The 20,745-nt window shown below is 37.9% G+C and carries 18 protein-coding genes; 11 read left to right on the forward strand and 7 right to left on the reverse strand.

Going from position 1 to position 20,745, the window contains the following annotated elements:
- The first annotated feature begins 9 nt into the window (after positions 1–9).
- The gene (gene ydiK, locus C0T34_RS09190) at positions 10–1,122 is read left to right on the forward strand and encodes an AI-2E family transporter YdiK (RefSeq protein ID WP_088495765.1); all 1,113 of its coding nucleotides are present in this window, start codon (positions 10–12) and stop codon (positions 1,120–1,122) included.
- A 454-nt stretch (positions 1,123–1,576) separates the two neighbouring features.
- Here the strand turns inward: ydiK and ppsA are convergent, their stop codons facing one another.
- The gene (gene ppsA / locus C0T34_RS09195) at positions 1,577–3,949 is read right to left on the reverse strand and encodes a phosphoenolpyruvate synthase (protein WP_088495766.1); all 2,373 of its coding nucleotides are present in this window, start codon (positions 3,947–3,949) and stop codon (positions 1,577–1,579) included.
- A gap of 217 nt (positions 3,950–4,166) precedes the next feature.
- Here ppsA and C0T34_RS09200 point away from each other — a divergent pair, with 217 nt between their 5' ends.
- The 10 genes from C0T34_RS09200 (at position 4,167) to C0T34_RS09245 (ending at position 15,618) form a co-directional block, all read left to right on the forward strand.
- Entirely contained in the window at positions 4,167–5,033 is an 867-nt protein-coding gene (locus C0T34_RS09200; RefSeq protein WP_098943110.1) for a pyruvate, water dikinase regulatory protein, read from the forward strand.
- A 121-nt stretch (positions 5,034–5,154) separates the two neighbouring features.
- Complete coding sequence (locus tag C0T34_RS09205; protein WP_098943112.1) at positions 5,155–6,204, forward strand: 3-deoxy-7-phosphoheptulonate synthase; 1,050 nt, start codon at positions 5,155–5,157, stop codon at positions 6,202–6,204.
- A 257-nt stretch (positions 6,205–6,461) separates the two neighbouring features.
- Positions 6,462–6,644 (forward strand): hemin uptake protein HemP, encoded by a 183-nt coding sequence (gene hemP, locus C0T34_RS09210; RefSeq protein WP_098943113.1) that lies wholly within the window; start codon positions 6,462–6,464, stop codon positions 6,642–6,644.
- 81 nt (positions 6,645–6,725) lie between these two features.
- Positions 6,726–8,912 (forward strand): TonB-dependent receptor, encoded by a 2,187-nt coding sequence (locus C0T34_RS09215; protein ID WP_109850051.1) that lies wholly within the window; start codon positions 6,726–6,728, stop codon positions 8,910–8,912.
- A 68-nt stretch (positions 8,913–8,980) separates the two neighbouring features.
- Positions 8,981–11,008 (forward strand): TonB-dependent hemoglobin/transferrin/lactoferrin family receptor, encoded by a 2,028-nt coding sequence (locus tag C0T34_RS09220; RefSeq protein WP_109850052.1) that lies wholly within the window; start codon positions 8,981–8,983, stop codon positions 11,006–11,008.
- Positions 11,009–11,047: 39 nt separating this feature from the next.
- Positions 11,048–12,097: a ChuX/HutX family heme-like substrate-binding protein gene (locus C0T34_RS09225; RefSeq protein ID WP_109850053.1), complete on the forward strand. Its 1,050-nt coding sequence runs from the start codon at positions 11,048–11,050 to the stop codon at positions 12,095–12,097.
- Positions 12,098–12,112: 15 nt separating this feature from the next.
- Positions 12,113–12,928: an ABC transporter substrate-binding protein gene (locus C0T34_RS09230; RefSeq protein ID WP_098943119.1), complete on the forward strand. Its 816-nt coding sequence runs from the start codon at positions 12,113–12,115 to the stop codon at positions 12,926–12,928.
- Positions 12,928–13,932, forward strand: coding sequence for an iron ABC transporter permease (locus C0T34_RS09235; RefSeq protein WP_098943120.1), 1,005 nt, complete (start codon positions 12,928–12,930; stop codon positions 13,930–13,932). The genes C0T34_RS09230 and C0T34_RS09235 overlap by 1 nt, the downstream gene beginning before the upstream one ends.
- Positions 13,929–14,723 (forward strand): heme ABC transporter ATP-binding protein, encoded by a 795-nt coding sequence (locus C0T34_RS09240; protein WP_098943122.1) that lies wholly within the window; start codon positions 13,929–13,931, stop codon positions 14,721–14,723. The genes C0T34_RS09235 and C0T34_RS09240 overlap by 4 nt, the downstream gene beginning before the upstream one ends.
- A gap of 526 nt (positions 14,724–15,249) precedes the next feature.
- Complete coding sequence (locus tag C0T34_RS09245) at positions 15,250–15,618, forward strand: helix-turn-helix domain-containing protein (protein WP_069369334.1); 369 nt, start codon at positions 15,250–15,252, stop codon at positions 15,616–15,618.
- Positions 15,619–15,705: 87 nt separating this feature from the next.
- Here C0T34_RS09245 and C0T34_RS09250 read toward each other — a convergent pair whose 3' ends face one another.
- The 6 genes from C0T34_RS09250 to arnD all read right to left on the reverse strand — a co-directional run bounded on the left by C0T34_RS09250 (position 15,706) and on the right by arnD (position 20,745).
- Positions 15,706–16,725, reverse strand: coding sequence for a lipoate--protein ligase A (locus C0T34_RS09250; protein ID WP_098943123.1), 1,020 nt, complete (start codon positions 16,723–16,725; stop codon positions 15,706–15,708).
- Between the two features lie 77 nt (positions 16,726–16,802).
- Entirely contained in the window at positions 16,803–17,294 is a 492-nt protein-coding gene (locus C0T34_RS09255) for an NlpC/P60 family protein (RefSeq protein ID WP_036937364.1), read from the reverse strand.
- Between the two features lie 149 nt (positions 17,295–17,443).
- Positions 17,444–17,842 carry a 4-amino-4-deoxy-L-arabinose-phosphoundecaprenol flippase subunit ArnF gene (gene arnF / locus C0T34_RS09260; RefSeq protein WP_098943125.1) on the reverse strand — a complete coding sequence of 133 codons (399 nt, stop codon included), beginning with the start codon at positions 17,840–17,842 and terminating at the stop codon, positions 17,444–17,446.
- A gap of 2 nt (positions 17,843–17,844) precedes the next feature.
- Positions 17,845–18,180: a 4-amino-4-deoxy-L-arabinose-phosphoundecaprenol flippase subunit ArnE gene (arnE, locus tag C0T34_RS09265; RefSeq protein WP_098943126.1), complete on the reverse strand. Its 336-nt coding sequence runs from the start codon at positions 18,178–18,180 to the stop codon at positions 17,845–17,847.
- A complete protein-coding gene (arnT, locus tag C0T34_RS09270; RefSeq protein WP_098943127.1) occupies positions 18,180–19,844 on the reverse strand; it encodes a lipid IV(A) 4-amino-4-deoxy-L-arabinosyltransferase in 1,665 nt (554 codons plus the stop codon). The genes arnE and arnT overlap by 1 nt, the downstream gene beginning before the upstream one ends.
- 7 nt (positions 19,845–19,851) lie before the next feature.
- Entirely contained in the window at positions 19,852–20,745 is an 894-nt protein-coding gene (gene arnD, locus C0T34_RS09275) for a 4-deoxy-4-formamido-L-arabinose-phosphoundecaprenol deformylase (protein WP_088495780.1), read from the reverse strand.

Below are 20,745 nucleotides of genomic sequence, written 5' to 3' on the forward strand. Positions count from 1 at the left end.
TTTAAAACCATGGAAAAACCGCAGATCCATACAGATATACCCAAAGTTTTATTCACTGTTCTTTTTATTTCTTTTTTTATTATCGCCAGTTTTTGGATCCTAAATCCCTTTATTGTGGGTTTTATTTGGGCTGGAATGATTGTTGTTGCAACGTGGCCTTTACTTCTTATTATTGAAAAGCGGGTAAAATATCGTTGGCTATCAACCATGATAATGATGATTTTGATATTACTGATCTTCGTTATCCCTATTATCTTATTAATCAGTAGTGTTATTGATAATAGTGCGCCTTTAATAGAATTAGCAAAATCACCTTCGAGTATTCAGCCACCTCAACTATTATGGCTTAACGATATCCCAATGATAGGGAGCAAGCTTTATGATACATGGCATTCTATCCTTGTCTCTGGCGGTAACGCGTTAATCTCAAAAATCCAACCTTATGTCGGACAAGCTGCAAACTGGTTTTTTGCTCAAGCATTAAATATTGGTCGATTTGCCTTACATTTGGGTGTGATGTTGTTATTTTCCGGCTTACTGTTTTTACAAGGTGAAAATGTCGTATCTTGGTTACGCCATTTTGCCATTCGTTTAGCTGGTCAGCGTGGTGATGCCGCAATCTTACTTGCATCCATGTCTATTCGCGCTGTCGCATTAGGCGTGGTTTTAACCGCCTTAATTCAAGCGATTGTTGGTGGTATCGGTCTCGCAGTGTCTGGCGTACCTTATGCTACGGTATTAACCGTTATTATGTTTATTTGCTGCCTTGCTCAAATAGGTCCTTTATTAGTATTGATCCCTTCCATTTTATGGCTATTTTGGACAGGTGATACCACTTGGGGCATTGTTATGGTGATTTGGGGTGGCGCGGTTGCGACAATGGATGGTGTATTACGACCTTATTTAATCAAGATGGGCGCTGATTTGCCTATGGTATTAATTCTTACTGGTGTTATTGGTGGGATTTTAACATTAGGTATGATTGGGTTATTTATTGGTCCTGTTGTTCTTGCTGTTGCACATAGCTTATTAAATGCATGGATTAATGAAGTACCAAAACCTAATCCTGATTTAACTGAAACAGTAGAATTTATGAATAAAAACTTTATCGAAAAAGAATAAATAATAATGGAGCATGTAAGTGTAGCTACTTACATGCTCTAAAAATAACAGAGTAAGGTTTAATAAAGATTATCAATTTAGGAATAAATCATTATATTTTTATATTCAAACTTACAATTTGAAACAAATTACATTTTTTTAAACCTGTTTGTTACCAGCAAGTTATATTCACTTTCAAATAAGCCTATATTCTTTTTATTGAGATAATTCTTAGAGCATAATTAACGCATTTCTCTTAATATAAATATCAACGAAACAAATGTTTCATCGAATTAATAATTTCGCCTTTCATATTAATAGATTAATTGGCGAGATTAAAGAATATAAAATATTGCTGTGTGTAGTCTTTGCCTGTCAGCCCATGATAGGCTTTTTTTTTGCCTATTATTTAATAATTGTATAAAAAAAGCTCACATTATATTGTGAGCTTTTATTTATAGCGATGATATTAATTCTATTGTGCTAATTTTACCCAAGTTTTAATTACGGTATCTGGGTTTAAAGATAAACTATCAATTCCCTCTTCCATTAGCCATTGTGCGAAATCTTCATGATCAGAAGGTCCCTGACCACAAATACCCACATATTTTCCATTACGTTTAGCGGCTTGGATCGCCATTGATAACAATGCTTTCACTGCATCATTGCGTTCATCAAACAGTGCAGAAACCACACCTGAATCTCGGTCAAGACCTAATGTTAATTGGGTCATATCGTTAGAGCCGATAGAGAAACCATCAAAGTGTTCTAAGAATTTATCTGCTAATAAGGCATTTGATGGAATTTCACACATCATAATGACTTTTAAGCCATTCTCACCACGTTTCAAACCATTTGCCGCTAATTCGTCAATAACTTCTTCAGCTTGGCGTACAGTACGAACAAATGGGATCATAACTTCAACGTTTTCTAAGCCCATATCATTACGAACACGTTTTACCGCCTCACACTCAAGCGAGAAACAGCGACGAAAATCGTCAGAAACATAACGGCCCGCACCACGGAATCCTAACATTGGGTTTTCTTCATCTGGCTCATAACGATCGCCACCTACTAAATTGGCATATTCGTTAGATTTAAAGTCAGATAAACGAACAATAACGCGTTTAGGCCAGAATGCCGCTGCTAATGTTGCAATCCCTTCCGTTAATTTACTAATGTAATACTCAACTGGAGATTCATAGCCTGCCATCATTTCATTGATTTCAGCTTTCAGTGCTTCAGTTTGGTCGTCATACTCTAGTAATGCGCGAGGATGCACACCAATCATGCGGTTAATAATAAATTCTAAACGCGCAAGACCGACACCATCATTTGGTAAGCCTGCAAAATCAAATGCACGATCAGGATTGCCGACGTTCATCATGATTTTGAGCCCTAATTCAGGCATATTATCGATTGCGGAGCTCTGAATAGAGAAATCCAGTTTTCCATCGTAAACAAATCCTGTATCACCTTCAGCACAAGAAACAGTTACAACTTGTCCTTCCGCAATACATTCTGTTGCATCACCACAACCTACAACAGCTGGAATACCTAATTCACGAGCAATAATAGCTGCGTGACAAGTTCTACCACCACGATTAGTTACAATCGCAGAAGCTTTCTTCATGATAGGTTCCCAATCTGGGTCTGTCATGTCAGTGACCAACACATCACCCGCTTCAATTCTATCCATTTCACTTAAGTTATGGATAACTTTGACGGCACCCGTACCAATACGATGACCAATAGCACGGCCTTCAATAATAACAGAGCCACTTTCATTTAATTGATAGCGTTCCATCACTTGTTGGTTAGAGCGAACTGTTTCTGGGCGAGCCTGAACAATGTATAAACGACCATTATGTCCATCTTTAGCCCACTCGATATCCATTGGACGACCATAATGACGTTCAATCAATACAGCTTGTTTAGCCAGCTCTTGAACTTCATGATCAGTTAAAGAGAAACGATTGCGCAGTGACTCTGGCGTATCTTCGATACGGACTTGTTTACCATGTTCAACGCTGTCTGCGTAAACCATTTGGATCTTTTTAGAGCCAAGATTACGACGAACAATAGAAGGTAGACCTTTTGCTAAAGTTGGCTTGTGCACATAAAACTCATCTGGGTTAACAGCACCCTGTACAACCATTTCACCTAAACCATAAGCTGATGTAATAAAGACAACTTGATCAAAGCCAGATTCAGTATCGATGGTAAACATCACACCTGAAGAAGCGAGATCAGAACGCACCATACGTTGAACGCCAGCAGATAATGCAACACCACGGTGATCATAACCTTGGTGAACACGATAAGAGATTGCGCGATCGTTAAATAACGAGGCAAATACGTGTTTGATTGCAACGAGTATGGCATCAATACCTTGAACGTTTAAAAACGTCTCTTGTTGACCGGCAAAAGAAGCATCAGGCATATCTTCTGCAGTCGCAGATGAACGAACGGCAAATGAAGCTTCAGATTCACCTTCACTTAATGTGAGATAAGCATCGCGAATATCTTTTTCAAACTGAGGCGTAAAAGGTGTATCAATTACCCACTGGCGAATTTGATTACCTGCTTGAGCCAGTTGATTAACATCATCAACATCAACGCTATCAAGTAATTCATAAATACGCTGATTGATACCGCTCTGTTCCAGAAAATCATTAAACGCTTGCGCTGTGGTAGCAAACCCATTAGGAACAGAAACACCCAGTTCCGCTAGGTTTGTGATCATTTCACCGAGGGAAGCATTTTTCCCACCAACACGATCAACGTCATTCATACCTAATTGGTTATACCAAAGCACATTGCACGGGGTGAGGCTATTGCTGGACATTGAGAACAATCCTTTTTTAAACAATTATGAGAGAGAGAAAAAAAGAAAAACCCGCTGTCAAAACGACAACGTAAATAAGCGTATCACAATGTGATGCTGAATATAGAAAGGTGAATCGATCAACCAGAAAACTTTATTTTTTTATCCTTTATAATCACTAAAAATGCTTTAGATAATATTGTTTGATTTGCTAATTCAGCTAAAAAAGGTGAGCGTTATGATATTAAGCTTGAATTCTATTAATTGTGATAATAATGAACCCATTGATAGAACAGTCTTTTTTATCTCTGATGGTACAGCAATTACGGCAGAAGTATTAGGCCATGCGGTACTTTCTCAATTTCCATTAAAAATGAAAAGTTATACATTACCTTTCGTTTCTACTGTAGAAAGAGCTGAAGAAATAAAACAGAAAATCTCTGAAATTTATAAAAAGAGTGGTGCTAAGCCTCTCGTTTTTTATTCTATTATCAGCCCTGAAGTTAAACAGATAATAAATAGTAGTGAAGGTTTTTGTCAGGATATTGTGCAATCTCTCGTAATACCACTTGAAAAAGAAGTGGGGATCAAGGCATCGCCAAAATTAAACAAAACCCACGGATTAACTGAAAAAAACCTTAGCAAATATGATGCTCGTATTGCTGCAATCGAATACACCCTTTCCCATGATGATGGCATATCTTTACGAAATCTCGACCAAGCTCAAGTAATCTTAATTGGTGTTTCTCGTTGTGGAAAAACGCCCACCAGCCTCTATTTAGCGATGCAATTTGGTATTCAAGCGGCTAACTATCCATTTACTGCAGATGATATGGATTTCCTAAAACTACCTGCGGAATTAAAAGAATATCAGCATAAATTATTTGGCTTAACCATTGCACCAGAACGTCTTGCTGCTATCCGAGGTGAACGTCGTGAAAATAGCCGTTATGCATCAATTCGCCAATGTAGAATCGAATTAGCTGAAGTTGAAGCCCTTTTTAGAAAAAACAATATTCCTTATCTCAACACCACAAATTATTCTGTTGAAGAAATTTCAACCAAGGTAATTGATTCTATGGGATTAACGAGAAGAATGTTTTAACTCTTTCTGGCGACTTTTTTATTCGTTTTTCTCTGTGAACGCTGTTGAAATTAGCTGAATTTCGTTTATTGTGATCTTAATCACTGGGTAGACTTACCCTGTATATTTATTGAGATGAATTATGTTAAAGACTGACGAACTACGGACTAAGGTGCTAGACAGTCTGGTAACACCAGAAACCTTAGCAAAAGAGTTCCCCATTTCTGATGAGATAACCCAAAATATCACATCAGCACGTAAACGAATTGAAGCGATCCTTACCGGCGAAGACAAACGACTATTAGTGATTGTAGGGCCTTGTTCTATTCATGATCCTAAAGCCGCGAAAGAGTACGCCACTAAGCTTAATCAGCTAAAAGAGCTTTATCATGAGCGCTTAGAAATCGTCATGAGAACCTACTTTGAAAAACCACGTACGGTCATTGGCTGGAAAGGCTTAATCTCTGATCCTTACCTTGATAACTCTTGCAATGTCAACGAAGGTCTTCGCCTTGCGAGAAAGCTATTAATTGAAATAAATGCGTTAGGTTTGCCCACTGCAACTGAATTTCTCGATATGGTTACAGGCCAATATATTGCAGATTTAATTAGTTGGGGCGCCATTGGTGCAAGAACAACTGAAAGCCAAGTTCATCGTGAAATGGCTTCTGCACTCTCTTGCCCTGTGGGATTCAAAAATGGCACCGATGGTAATACCCGTATTGCTATTGATGCTATTCGCGCTTCTCGTGTAGGTCATACTTTCTTATCACCTGATAAAAATGGCCGTATGACGATTTACCAAACCAGTGGTAATCCTTATGGTCATATTATTATGCGTGGAGGTAAAAAGCCGAATTATCACGCAAGCGATATCGCTGACGCGGTTGATGCACTAAAACAAGTGGATTTACCAGAGTATCTTATTATCGATTTTAGTCATGGCAACTGTGAAAAAATTCATCGTCGCCAATTAGAAGTAGCCAGAAATGTTAGTCAGCAAATTAAAGATGGCTCACAAGCGATCGTAGGTGTGATGGCTGAGAGCTTTTTACAAGAAGGATCACAAAAAGTCGTAGAAAATAAACCGCTTAATTATGGGCAATCGATCACTGATCCTTGTTTAAGTTGGAATGATACAGAACAACTTCTTGAATTATTAGCACAAGCCGTTGAGAGTCGATTTCAATAAGCTTATTTATTAAGGGGTAATCTTTACCCCTTTTATCTTGTTTTCTATTTTCATCCAAACTCCCCCCTTTATTGACATTATATTTTGAGAAAAATATAAGTCTCTTTTATTCCATTGTTTTAATTTTCATCGTATAGCGTTTAGTTATTCACAATATGACTTAAATTTACCTGTTTACGTTAAAAAAAGCTTGTCTAAATACTTTTGTTAACGATAATGATTATCATAATGATAACGCTTATTACTCTTAATGCATTATGAATAAAAAAGCTAATAATTTGGATAGTTCTTTAACTAAACAGAATTCTCATTCTTCAATAATTCAATCAATCAATAGCATTGAGTTATTGGGTAAAGATGGCGTGGTTTACATTCAACACAACGGAGAGTTGTATCAACTGCGTCAAACAAAGACGGGAAAATTAATCCTGACTAAATAATCATTTTTGACAATAAATTGCAAGCCACCTACTCCCTCAGCTAGGCAGCCAGCTAAATAACTCCATATACAAGGACTTTTTATGGACATTTATGGTATGTGTATGCTGAAAAAACATTTCAAATATTCAGGTATAGCGACAGCTCTTTGCTTGTTGTACACCCCTATTGCCTCTGCACAATCAGACAATACAGAGATGGACTCTCTCACGGTTGTTGGTCATTCCATTGATAAAACAACTCACGACTTTCATTCCATTCTTGATAATTCGACACCTCAAGCACAAACTGCATCAACCACTGGTGAAATGCTAAATAAAGTGGCTGGTGCAACTCTATCAGGAACAGGTGTTACGAATGGCGCGAACATCCTTATGCGTGGCTATGATCAAAAAGGCGTTAAGATCTTAGTCGATGGTATCGAGCAACCTTTAGAAAATACGATCAACAATTTAGGTGGTATTTTTCTCGATCCTTCATTAGTTAAACGTATAGATATAAAACATGGCTCATCCCCTGTATTACACGGTAATGGGGCAATGGGCGGTGTTGTTTCATTTCAAACGCTTGATCCTCGTAACTTATTAAAAATAGATGAAAAACTCAGTACTAAATTATTTACCTCGCTTTCATCCGCAGATAGACATTTCACTTATGGAGGGATTATTGCGGGACGACACGATATTGCTGAAGGTTTATTTGCCTACAGTCAGCGTCAACGAGGTCCTATTCACTTAGCTAATGGTAAAAAACTCGAAAATCACGAACATATTAATAACTTTTTTGCTAAAGCCTATCTCTATCCAACAGAAAATCAGACCCTTATTTTTTCAGCACGACACTATGAAAATAAAGGCACTCAGCGAGAAGTTTTACATCGCATGGGTGGGTTTGGTAAGAATGAAAGTAACCAAGTAGAACGCAAATCTGAACAGAAAAATTATTCTGTCACCTATCATTATGAGCCTGAAACACAAAGTTGGGTTAATTTAACCAATCATTTGTATTACTCACAATTCAATATTAATCAAATATTTTTAACCGATACTTCCCTTTCTGATTATCAACGTAGAAAAGATCAACAAGGGAAAATAGGTAGAAATGAAGATCGGACACAATTAACTTATGGGCTAAAAATTGAGAATAGCTCTCAATTTTCCTATTCAGATATATTAAATCAAAAAATTATTTTAGGTTCAGAAGCTTATCAACAAAAAATGGTTTCTAACCAAGCAGCAAAAAATTTTCCTCTCGCAAAAATGGTTTATGTTGCTGGTTGGATGGAAAGTCAGCTCTCGACACCACATTTACCTTTAGCATTAACAACCGGTTTGCGTTATCACTATTATAAAAATAAACCTCAAAGTGAGTTAAATTCACTTTTAGAGGATTTTAACCAACATAAACCCGATTTTCATCAAACAAGTGAAGGTGATATTAGTAAAAATATTGCTCTAACCTTTACACCAACACAATGGCTACAACTCTATACCTCATATTCAACCAATATGAGAGTGCCAACGCTAAATGAAATGTTTAACGACTCTCTTCATTTTGAAATACCCGCTGTTTTTGGTCGTACTACAAAAGGATTTTGGATCCCAAATCCTAATCTTAGCCCTGAAAAAAATCGTACTTGGGAATATGGTGGAAAACTGACTTTTTCACACTTATTAGCATCTGATGATGAATTTTCTCTAAATGCAACTTATTTTGATACGAAAGCGATAGACTATATTACGTATGATATTTGGAATGCTCGTGTATTAACGAAAAAACTTCATCTACAAGCTATTAATATTCCTCAAGCACTTATCGACGGTATTGATCTCGGCTTACGCTATTCACATCCATTAATTTCTATTGGGTTAGGCTATAACCGTACTCGAACCCTTGAATTAACTACACATGAAACCATTTCGCCTGTTCGCCCTGAAATACTCACAACTTTTATTCAACTTCCTATTGCTAAAACTTCCTTCTCATTAGGGTGGTCAGGAAAATTTGCCAGTGCAACTGAAAATAAAGGCACACATAAAGGAAGAGCGCCTCACGTAAAAGGCAAAACAACAAATCGAATGCAAGAGCTTATTGCTCAATATCCGGGCTATGGCATTCACGATTTCTCAATCAGTTATCAATCTCAAAACAATAAAAATATTCAAGCTGCATTGGTATTCGCTAATGCCTTTAATCGAGAATATTTCTCGGCATTAGGTGTGCCACAAGAAGGCAGAAATATCAAAATGTCCGTCAGTTATCGCTGGTAGATGAGGAGCAATGATTTACATAACAAAGGGCTGTTTAACAGCCCATTAAATTACGGAGATCCATCTGCATGTCTCAGTCATCTTTATTGATTAAATTTAGTTTGTTGGCTGTTGCCGTCTCTTCTGCCTGTGTGTCTGCGCAAGAGAAAACACAAACTAATGAGGGAAGAAAATCAGAGGTACTTACTGTTTATGCGACAGGTAATGAACGCGACAGCTTTACATTACCCATGATGTCAACGGTTATAAAAAATAACAATGCGTTGTCAGAAACCGCAGGAAGTGCTTCTGAATTACTTCGTCATGTACCCGGAATTTCTATTTCGGGTGCAGGTCGTACTAATGGTGAAACCATCAGTATGCGTGGATACAGTAAAAATGGAATACTGACACTTGTAGATGGCGTGCGCCAAGGAACAGACACTGGTCATATCGACAGTATTTTTGTCGATCCTTTACTTATAAAACAAGTTGAAGTTATCCGTGGCCCTTCTGCTCTTTTATATGGTAGTGGAGCTCTTGGCGGTGTTATCGCTTACGATACTGTAAATGCAAGCGATCTACTTTCAAAAAACGAACAAGGTGGCGTGCGTGTTACTGGTCTTGGTAATACCGCTCAACATAGCCAAGGTTTAGGTGTTACTGCTTTTGGTAGACACGATAACCTTGATGGAGTTGTTGCATTATCAGCTCGCGACAAAGGCGATACCCGCTATGGTGGTGGTTATCGTGCTCAAAATGACGAAACCATTATTAATCTTCTTTCTAAAGGGCGCTGGTTAATTGATGATAGCAACACGTTAAGTGGACAATTCCGCTATTATCATAACAATACAAATCAACCCAAAAACCCTCAAGTTCCCTCAAACCCTACACTTGCAAATGTAGAAACAGATCGCACCACGACACAAAAAGATGTTCAGCTAACCTATCAATTTGATCCTTCAGATTCACAATGGATTAATTTGAAAACACAGGCTTACTACAATGAAGTAGATATCAATGCCAAAACGATACAAAAAGGATTTGAAGGTCGAGAACAAAAAACCTATGGCGTGAAACTCGAAAACCGCTCACAAGTAGGTACATACAGCTTTGCATCACATGGACTGACTTATGGTGGCGAAGTTTATAAGCAAAAACAATCACCAAGCCAAAATGCAGAAAGCTTCCCACAAGCCGATATCCGCTTTATGTCAGGTTGGGTACAAGATGAAGTCACTCTACGTGATTTGCCTGTCTCCTTAATTTTAGGAACGCGTTTTGACAAATATAAAAGTCAAAACGATCGTTATGATGATATTACTGCGGATAAATGGTCATCAAAAGGAGCTATCAGTATTACACCAACTGATTGGTCGATGCTTTATACCTCTTACTCACAGGCGTTTAGAGCACCAACTTTAGGTGAGATGTATAATGATGCAAAACATTTTGATGCACCTTTCCCCGGTGCACCAACAAACTATTGGCGTCCAAATCCTAATTTAAAGCCCGAAACCAATTCAACAACTGAATACGGATTCGGTTTTCAATTCGACGACTTATTATCTAATAATGATAATCTGAAAATTAAAGCAGCCCATTTCAATACTCGCGCAAAAGATTATATTGATGCAGATGTTGCTATTTTTCAGGGATATACACAATCAACAAATATTTCAAGGGCAACTATTTGGGGATGGGATGTTTCTATGAGCTACCAATCAAAATTCTTTAATTGGGATTTAGCCTACAACCATACCAAAGGAAAAGATAATGCGACTAATGCCTCAATTACCTCAATTGAGCCAGATACATTAACCAGCCGCTTTGATGTTCCAGTACCAAAAACTGATTTTTCTGTGGGTTGGGTCGGTCAATTTACCAAAAAAACGGACTTTACCAACCATGACCGTTTTAATCGCCCAACTAATCGCCAACAAGCGGGTTATGGCGTTAATGATTTTTACCTTCGTTATGAAGGTGATGCCTCATTAAAGGGGCTAACAACCTCATTTGTACTGAGTAACGCATTTGATAAAACTTATTATTCTTCTGCAGGTATTCCTCAAGAAGGCCGAAATGCAAAAGTACTTGTGAGTTATCAATGGTAATTAACAATAAAATCAACGATAGATACAATAGGAGTTTCTGTGAATAAACCTCTTTATGAGAGCTACCTGCAAGCAAAAGCGGATAAAAAAGCACCTTACGCCCGTGATCTCGCTTCTTACTTAAATGTCAGTGAAGCTGAACTCACTCACGCTCGTGTAGGCCATGATACAAAACGCCTACGCAATGATGTACAAGAATTATTAAAAGCATTAAGTAAAGTAGGTGAAGTCAAAGCCATTACTCGTAACGATATCGCCGTTCACGAACATCTTGGTGAATACATAAATGCCCGTTTTAGCGATCACGCTGGTTTAATTTTAAATCCACGTGCAATGGATTTACGCTTTTTCTTCGCTTACTGGTCAAGCATTTTTGCACTTACTGAAGAGACATCAAAAGGGACGCGTTATAGTATTCAGTTCTTTGATATACATGGTGATGCATTACATAAAGTCTATGCGACAGATAACACAAATATGGATGAATGGGATGCACTTATTCAATCATTCTTATTGGAAGAAAACCCGGCTCTCGATATCACACCTGTTGAACCATACTCAAACACACCTGTTAGTAATGAATTAGCAGAACAACTTGAACAACAATGGCGTTCAATGACTGATGTTCACCAATTCTTTAAATTACTAAAAGAAAATAACTTAAGTCGTCAACAAGCATTCAAAGCTGTTCCTGATGATCTTGCTTATCAAGTCGATAACAACGCCCTGAAAACCTTGTTAGAACTCGCCAAAGAAGCACAAAACGAGATCATGATATTTGTCGGTAGCCGTGGCTGTGTACAAATTTTCACAGGCCAAATTGACCGCCTAGTCCCTCATCAATTTGAAAATAGCGAACAAGTTTGGATCAATGTTTTCAATCCTGCTTTTACTCTTCATTTAATTGAAAGTGAAATTGCAGAAAGTTGGGTAACACGCAAACCAACTCAAGATGGGTTTGTTACTAGCCTTGAGATCTTTGATAGCAAGGGGCAGCAAATTGCTCAACTCTATGGACAGCGTACTGAAGGCACTGCCGAGCAACAACAATGGCGTGAACAAGTGAATACTCTCACTAAAATCGCCTAATCGGAGAATGATTTAATGAAAAAATGGCTTCTTTTGATCCTGTGTAGCGTAATGTCGTTCATCACTTCAGCTAATGAACGTATCGTTACTATTGGTGGTGATATTACAGAAATTGTTTTCGCATTGGGTGCAGGCGAGCAAATTATTGCAAGAGACAGCACCAGCTTAGTTCCTGAACAAGTGAAAATGCTTCCTGATGTAGGTTATATGCGAATGCTAAACCCTGAAGGGATCTTATCTGTCAAACCAACCTTGATCATTACCAGCGAATTAGCTCGCCCTTCTTTGGCATTACGCCGCATTAAAGAAGCCGGAGTCGCTGTAAAAACCATTACAGGTACACATTCATTAGAAGCCATTAATGAAAAAATAGACACTATTGCGACTGTTTTAAATAAAGAGCAAGAAGGCAATCAACTAAAAGAGAAACTCGCCCTCTCTATCAAGCAAATTTCAACCACTCCTATCGATAAGAAAATCATTTATATCATGAGTCATGGTGGTGTTATTCCAATGGCAGCGGGTCAAGATACTGCTGCAGATACCATTATTTCACTGGTTGGTGGTAAAAATGCTATGCAAGGATTTACAAGCTATCGCCCACTTTCTCAAGAAGGTGTTATTGCAAGCCAACCTGATATTTTGCTTGTAACCAAAGAAGGTATTAAAGGCATTGGCGGAATTGAGAAACTATGGGAATTACCTGGCATAAAATACACACCTGCGGGTAAAAATAAGCATTATGTTGTTGTTGATGACATGGGATTATTAGGCTTTACCCTTTCAACACCAGAAGTCATGCATCAAATTCGTCAAGCGTTGGAGCAATAATGTCTCGTTTTCGTTCACCGTGGATGAGTATTTTAGTTTTACTCTTTTTACTCACCACAGTTACATTAATTTCTGTGAATAGCGGAGCATTAGCCCTTTCGTTTCATACATTATGGAATAGCTCTTTTGATGACATGGAATGGCAAATTTGGCTAGATATCCGTTTACCTCGCGTATTATTAGCCATTCTTGTTGGAGGCGCTTTAGCAATATCCGGCGCGATAATGCAGGGATTATTTAGAAATTCGTTAGCTGATCCCGGTTTATTGGGTATTAGTAGCGGTGCAGCACTAATGGTTGCCATCGTTATTATTCTACCGTTCTCTTTTTCGCCAGCCTTTGCATTCTATAGCCATATTGTCGCCGCCTTTGTTGGCGGTTTAATTGTGGCTATGATTATTTTCTCATTACATCAATTGAGTGATGGTAATTTAGCGCGGTTATTGCTTGCCGGTATCGCTATCAATGCGCTTTGTATGTCCTTTATTGGTGTATTAAGTTACATCAGTACTGACCAACAATTACGCCAATTCTCACTTTGGATGATGGGTTCATTAAGCCAGATTGACTGGAAAACCTTATCTATTGCTACCCTTGTGATCATTCCCGTCAGTATTTTGGCATGTTGGCAAAGCCATAAATTAAATCTATTACAACTGGGTGATGAAGAGGCACATTACTTAGGGCTAAATGTAAGAAGAACCAAGTTTATTTTGTTACTTCTTAGCGCCATCCTAATTGGTTGTGCTGTTGCACTGAGTGGTGTTATTGGATTTATTGGACTTGTGGTTCCACACCTTATTCGCATGCGTATTGGTAGTAATCATGTATGGTTATTACCTGCCACCATTTTGGGTGGTGCAACACTATTACTCGCCGCTGACACATTATCACGAACATTAGTATCTCCAGCTGAAATCCCTGTCGGGCTCATTACAGGATTAATTGGTGGCCCTTATTTCCTTTGGCTTATCTTACGACAACCCGCAGGAAGAATGTCATGATTGAAAAACAAAACACGCCATTGCTCTATGGAAATAATTTAACTTATCAAATTGGCAACAAGACCATTATTGATGATGTGTCACTTTCACTTAATGCTGGGGAATTAGTTACCATTATTGGTCCCAATGGGGCAGGAAAATCATCGCTATTACGCTTATTAACAGGCTATACAACACCAACACAAGGTCAGTGTTATTTTAAACAAAAAACCTATTCACAATGGAATAGCCAACAATTAGCGCAAAACCGTGCCGTTATGCGACAAAACAGTCAGCTTTCATTTTCATTTTCAGTAGAAGAAGTGGTTGCTATGGGAAGAACGCCTCATGGACAACAACATAAAAAAATTGCAATTGAGACTGCGCTGCTACAAACGGATTGTTTAAAATTTAAGGATAGAGACTATCGCCAATTATCGGGCGGTGAGCAACAGCGAGTACAGCTTGCTAGAGTTTTAGCGCAATTATGGCACCCTATGCCACAAGAAGCTGTCTTATTCCTTGATGAGCCAACCTCCGCACTTGATCTTTATCACCAGCAACATAGCTTACGTTTATTAAAGCAATTAGCAAAAACACAAAATCTTATGGTGTGCTGTGTTTTGCATGATCTTAATTTGGCGTCTCTTTATGCTGATAGAATTTTATTACTGCATAAAGGAAAGTTAGTTTGTGAAGGTACACCACACAGTGTACTCACAACAGAGAATATTCAAAAATGGTATGGTGCAGATGTGAGTGTTAATACTCATCCAGAACATTTTTATCCTCAAGTCTTTCTACGCCCTTAAAAGAATATTAGCCACGGTTATTTTTACTAAATCACCTCTTAGCTTTATTTTTTAAGGGGTGACTTAGTTAATTCATTCTCAATAAACTGATCAATTGAAAATAAAATAGTGAAGGTAGTAGCACACAAATTGATTAATAAATCTTATTTCACTTTTTCAACATTTAGTCAAATAAATTGACTTTAAAATATACCTTAATCAATGATTAGCTTTTATTTCGCACAAAAAAATATAACAAAGCTAGAAATAAAAGGTATAACAGAGCTATTAGGTTAAAAAATAAATCAATAAATTCAACAGAGTAAAAATCATACAAAATAATATCTTTAATCATAAAGATTCAATAAACTGAACCTTACTCGAGCTATATAAGTCACACCTATCGTTATGATAATGATTATCAATCACGAAAAGCACTTTTTGCCTACCTGTTATTTCTCCCATGCTTAAAATAGATTATAAATAACATACGTTACTATTCTATTTACTTGGGCACTGTGTCCCCACCATTTTTGTGGGAGGTTTTATGGCTGAAAATGTCGTTAATGATATTCTGAAATGGTTAGAAACCCAGTTACAACGTAACGAAGGTATAAAAATCGATACGATTGCAAATAAAAGTGGCTACTCGAAGTGGCATTTGCAACGCATTTTTAAAGATTTTAAAGGTTGTACATTAGGCGAATATGTTCGTAAACGTCGCTTATTAGAAGCCGCTAAATCATTACAAGAAAAAGATATGTCTATTTTAGATATCGCTTTAATGTATGGTTTTAGCTCTCAAGCAACATTTACACGTATCTTTAAAAAGCATTTTAATACTACACCCGCTAAATTTAGAGAAAATGGCAAAATGCCAGACACTCATTGCTTTATGTCATGTGAAAATCACTAATCAATTTCACATCACATTATTCTTCATGAAAAAACCAGCTCTTTTAGCTGGTTTTTGTTTTTTATTATTTTCTAATACTGATAAAAATCACGCTATCGCTGCAACAAGCCATTCTTGAAGCTCATTAAGCTCTATTTTATTATTAGGATAATGCACAATGAGTTGCTCAATAAGCCCTTTTAGAGACTCAGGTGTATAACGCTCCCCTACCAACATCTCAGATAATGCTTCTAATGGTGCGGGATCTAAACTGTCTGTATATATTTGACTTCTGATAACATTGCCACGCTCAATATCAAAATGCAGCTCAACACCACCCCATTTAAAACGGTTATCTAAAAGATGTGAAAATGCAGGAGCTTGCCCAAAATTCCATTCCCAACTACTTTGCTTAGCAAACGTTTCTTCAAAACCAGGTAAATCAGGTAATTTTTGTGGTGATATAATCTCTGCTTCTACTCGCTCACCATAGTATTCAAAAAAGCTTTCAGTGATAGTTTCACAGAGTTTTTCATGGGTAATATCTGGTTTGAGCTCAACTAAATTAGCCACTCGAGAGCGCACTGAAGTGATCCCTTTAGCTTTAAGCTTTTTCGGATCTGGATTGAGGTAATTAGCTAATCTAGATAAGTTAGCATTTATTAATAATGTGCCATGATGAAAACCGCGATCTTTTGTCTCTTTATAAGCTGAGCCTGAAACCTTTCTTTCACCATCATCTTGAGGAACTACTAAATCATTACGTCCTGATGCCGTAGCATTAATGCCCGCTTTTAATAATCCATCAAGAATAATTTGAGTTGAAATCGTTTTATTATACTCAGGCTTTCCCGCCATAAAGGTAAAACAGGTATTACCAAGATCATGGAAAACGGCACCACCACCACTTGAGCGACGAGCTAATTTCACACCATCTTCATCCATTTTTCGGGTATTACACTCTTTCCATGGATTCTGTGCTCGACCAATAACGACCGTATTATCGTTACGCCAAAGGAAAAGTACTCGTTGATCTGCGGGCATTTGTCTAAAAATACACTCTTCAACAGCAAGGTTAAACCAAGGATCATAAGACTCGGAAATTAACAGACGTAAATTACCTGACATAAGGAATACCTATATGAAGAAAATAAGGTATAAGATACCATAACTCTCAATATATTAGGCTGTTAAATGGCACGAAACTACAATCGGCGAGCTTGCCAGAATGTTTTTTTCCAATAGACGTTATCAAGGGACGAACGAGTTACCCCTTTGCTAGTTGATGCGTGAATAAACGTATTATCAGTATCATAAATACCAACATGGAGCCCATTCTCACCCCCTCCCGTTTTGAAGAAAACCAAATCACCTGGCATTAAATCACTTTTGCTGATTTGTGTACCATATTTGGTTTGATCAATGGTCATTCGTGGAAGTTTTATATCAAATCGATCACTGTAAGTTTTATACACAAAACCTGAACAATCAATACCAGAAGGTGTCATCCCACCATAACTATATGGCGTGCCATACCATTGCTCAAGTTGCGACTTCAATTGCACTATCACCATGATAGGATCAGAAAGTTGTGTTTTTAAGGGGGGAGCTGGTGGAATACGCTTCGACGGGCTAGATGAACACCCAGCCAGCAGAATAATACAGAGTAAGAAAGGATAGAAAACGGACTTTCTCATTGCATCCACCATTATTGTTACCATAGATTTTAAAATCTATCTGCTTTTTTAAGCAAAAACAAGTTATTGAAGATGAATGAGTGATGATTGGTAGAATAAATCGCACAATTAACAACAAGGATCAGAAAATAAATTTCATAATCATTAAGTTAGTGTGATTGTGCCACTTTCGTTTTTTGACTTATTAGCCACACTCCAATCATGATAAATGCTACACCTGCTGTTTTTGTCCATGATGGTGTTTCTTGAAACCACGGTAATATCACTGCAAGAATATAAACAAACACATAACTCAAACTGATCAGCGGATAGGCTTTATTTAAAGGAATAGTACGTAAAGTGAATAGCCAGCAAACCATAGAAAGGACATAACCAACAAGACCAACAAACACGATAGAGATTGGCGCTATATTCGCCCATAACCATGCGAAATCAAACCACTGTTTTTCTAGCTGTAGTTTCGGTAGTTCAGACATGCCAAACTTTAACAACAATTGAGCTGCTGTCACTAATAGCGCGCTTCCAATTGCCCATAAATAGCCTTTCATGCTTATATACTCATTAATACAATGCCGACCATAATTGATGCGATGCCAATCCAATGTTTCACATTAACAGGCTCTTTATAAACAAACTGGCCAATTAATGTCACTACAATAAAGTTAATGCTTAACATAGGATAAGCAATACTTAGCGGGAGAATTTGTAATAGTCGTAACCAAAAAAGCATCCCCAAGCCAAGCATTGCAATGGCAACAAAAAGCCAGAAAATTGTTTTTCTGGCTTTTGTTAATGAATCACCTTGCCAGCTAACCACCGCTTGTTTTTGACACACCTGTCCTATGCAGGTCAAAAAACTCACGATTAGCAATAAAACAAATGACATTAATTACGCTTCTCATAAGTTAAAATAGCAACTCGATGGTTTGTCACCAGCTCTTCAGGTCTTGGTAATTGTGCTAATTTCTTAGGATCTTTAAACGTAATAACAACTGAAACACGACCTTCTTTTCTTGCTTCTTCTAACCATTGAGCAAAATTATCAGGTTTAATTAATTTATACTGAGAATCTGGATATTCTTCAACACCATAAGTTAATTCGCCCGTTCTTTCATAAAGGTAGATATCGCTACGTTGCAATTCCCACGCTAATCCCGCACCAACACCTACACTATTACTCACAATGTATTTGCTTGTGTTTAATGTCTCTATATTTTGGCGAATAAACTCTTGAGGTAATTTGCCATCTACACTGCTATTCGGTATTGCTTGGCCAATACATAAGCTTACACCTAATGAACAAGACGCCGCCCATAACCAGTGTTTTCCATTAAGCGTAGAGCAAAGATAACCAATAATGCCCCATAATGAGAATGCCACTATAGCTAATACCCATTTAGACCATTCATATGGCATATAAATGGGTTTTGAGGAGGCTAGCTGGATAACTAAAATAGCGATAACAACAGCAACACCAATAAAGATATTAATATAGCCGTTAATACGTAACGCTTTCATTCTAAATTTACGGGCACAATCTACGCCATATTTCGCCATTAGCATTGCCAGTGGAGCCATAAATGGCAGCATATAAGTCGGTAGCTTACCTTTCGCAATGCTAAAAAATAAGAACGGAACGACAAACCAGCATAATAAGAAGAATAATTCAGGACGTTTACGTCTTTTCTTCCAAGCCCCCATTAATGCGCCCGGAAGTAATCCAAGCCAAGGGATCACACCTAATAAAACAACGGGGATATAGTACCAAAATGGAGCACTATGCTGAGCATCTTCACCCGAAAAACGCTGAATATGTTCAACCCAGAAGAAGTAGTGCCAATAATCAGGCTCTGCTTTTGCAACAGCTAGTGCCCACGGCAAACTAATTAGTGCTGCACTAAATACAGCAAGCAAGCCATAGAGCAACATTTGCGTAAATTGTTTTTGATACACTGTGATAGGTATCATGACAATGACCGGAATAGCTAACGCTAAAAATCCTTTGGTCATAAATGCCATACCACAGGCAAGCCCTAATGTTATCCACGCTAAGATTCGTGTTTTGACCGTAGTGGCTTTAAGTGCCCAAAAACAGCACACCATACTCGCGGTAACCCAAAGTGCCAACATAGGATCTAATACACTGTAAGTGCCTACGCTAAACACTAAGAACATGGACAAATAGATTAAACTAGAAACAAAAGCGACTTGGCGGTTACGCCACATCATTCTTGCCAATAAATAGACAAGTAATGTGCTTAAGAGAATAGAAATGACAGAGCCAAAACGTACAGCAAAGTTGGTGTGACCAAAAATTAATTGGCTAACATTATTAATCCAATAACCTGCTACGGGCTTCTCAAAATAACGAATATCGAGCATATGAGGAACAATCCAGTTCCCGCTCACCACCATTTCACGGCTAATTTCCGCATAACGGGTTTCATCTGGTTGCCATAATAACCGGCTGTTCAATGGAAATAAGTAGGTAAGAACAAAAAAAAGAGCCAAGAGGATGGCCCCGATTTTACTCGCCCGGTTATTCAACATAGTTTCGTTAGACCTCTTGTTGGCACCCTAACCAGCCTTCTCGACCTGGAAAGTCAGATCGAACAACTTTACCCATCGGAAGCGTTTCTTTATCTTGTGGTAATAAATCGCTTAACGGACAGAATTCGATGCCTTCATTTGCAATCATTGCCAGTAACTGCTCAAATTGAGCGGCTTTTGACATTCCTTCAACTTCGGTGTGGATAGTATAAACAGGTATTCCACTATCTTTTTTGATTTCATCAATAATAAATTGATTAAAATCTTCATCCTTTACCTTTGTACCGACCACTTCATCATAAGTTGGTAATGTTACTGGAATTTGCACCGTACCGATAGAACCATTTTCTAAAATAGGCCTAAAAGGATGCGTTCCTCGACAATCGCTATTGTAATCGAATTGAAAAGTTTCTTTAACTGTTAATACGCGTTCATCTGCTCGCCATCCAGCAACTGCCGAACATTTTACAGGGTTTTCAAGTGCTTTTTCCAGTGCTTCAACACCTAAACGAACCTGTTGCATTAATTCTTCTGTTGACCAGCGTCCGACTTTTGCCTGCCAACCTTGATGATCCCATGAATGCAAGCCAACTTCATGTCCCGCATCTTGGGCTTCTTTCATCAAATAACCTAAATTTTTAGCAATTTTTTTACCCGGCCATGCTGTCCCAGCTAATAAAATATCTAAGCCATATAGTGACGCAGCATTTGATCGCAGCATTTTCCATAAAAATTTGGGCTTTAAAAGGCGCCATAAATGGCGCCCCATATTATCTGGCCCGACACTAAAGAAGAAGCTGGCATGAATGTTATGTCTGGCAAATACATCCAGCAGCTGTGGAATACCTTGTTTTGTTCCTTGATAAGTATCCACATCAACTCTCAAACCAACTTTCTTCAT

Origin of the sequence: Proteus sp. CA142267 (genome assembly GCF_003336825.1) — a bacterium.
GTDB classification, from domain to species: domain Bacteria; phylum Pseudomonadota; class Gammaproteobacteria; order Enterobacterales; family Enterobacteriaceae; genus Proteus; species Proteus terrae.

What these genes read in the sequence shown, in the direction of transcription:
- arnD (WP_088495780.1), bottom strand. Translation starts at nt 20,745, where the DNA reads ATGAAGAAAGTTGGTTTGAGAGTTGATGTGGATACTTATCAAGGAACA.
- C0T34_RS09255 (WP_036937364.1), bottom strand. Translation starts at nt 17,294, where the DNA reads ATGAGAAAGTCCGTTTTCTATCCTTTCTTACTCTGTATTATTCTGCTG.
- C0T34_RS09215 (WP_109850051.1), top strand. Translation starts at nt 6,726, where the DNA reads ATGGACATTTATGGTATGTGTATGCTGAAAAAACATTTCAAATATTCA.
- C0T34_RS09220 (WP_109850052.1), top strand. Translation starts at nt 8,981, where the DNA reads ATGTCTCAGTCATCTTTATTGATTAAATTTAGTTTGTTGGCTGTTGCC.
- C0T34_RS09235 (WP_098943120.1), top strand. Translation starts at nt 12,928, where the DNA reads ATGTCTCGTTTTCGTTCACCGTGGATGAGTATTTTAGTTTTACTCTTT.
- C0T34_RS09205 (WP_098943112.1), top strand. Translation starts at nt 5,155, where the DNA reads ATGTTAAAGACTGACGAACTACGGACTAAGGTGCTAGACAGTCTGGTA.
- ppsA (WP_088495766.1), bottom strand. Translation starts at nt 3,949, where the DNA reads ATGTCCAGCAATAGCCTCACCCCGTGCAATGTGCTTTGGTATAACCAA.
- arnE (WP_098943126.1), bottom strand. Translation starts at nt 18,180, where the DNA reads ATGTCATTTGTTTTATTGCTAATCGTGAGTTTTTTGACCTGCATAGGA.
- C0T34_RS09250 (WP_098943123.1), bottom strand. Translation starts at nt 16,725, where the DNA reads ATGTCAGGTAATTTACGTCTGTTAATTTCCGAGTCTTATGATCCTTGG.
- C0T34_RS09230 (WP_098943119.1), top strand. Translation starts at nt 12,113, where the DNA reads ATGAAAAAATGGCTTCTTTTGATCCTGTGTAGCGTAATGTCGTTCATC.
- C0T34_RS09200 (WP_098943110.1), top strand. Translation starts at nt 4,167, where the DNA reads ATGATATTAAGCTTGAATTCTATTAATTGTGATAATAATGAACCCATT.
- arnT (WP_098943127.1), bottom strand. Translation starts at nt 19,844, where the DNA reads ATGTTGAATAACCGGGCGAGTAAAATCGGGGCCATCCTCTTGGCTCTT.
- ydiK (WP_088495765.1), top strand. Translation starts at nt 10, where the DNA reads ATGGAAAAACCGCAGATCCATACAGATATACCCAAAGTTTTATTCACT.
- C0T34_RS09240 (WP_098943122.1), top strand. Translation starts at nt 13,929, where the DNA reads ATGATTGAAAAACAAAACACGCCATTGCTCTATGGAAATAATTTAACT.
- C0T34_RS09245 (WP_069369334.1), top strand. Translation starts at nt 15,250, where the DNA reads ATGGCTGAAAATGTCGTTAATGATATTCTGAAATGGTTAGAAACCCAG.
- hemP (WP_098943113.1), top strand. Translation starts at nt 6,462, where the DNA reads ATGAATAAAAAAGCTAATAATTTGGATAGTTCTTTAACTAAACAGAAT.
- arnF (WP_098943125.1), bottom strand. Translation starts at nt 17,842, where the DNA reads ATGAAAGGCTATTTATGGGCAATTGGAAGCGCGCTATTAGTGACAGCA.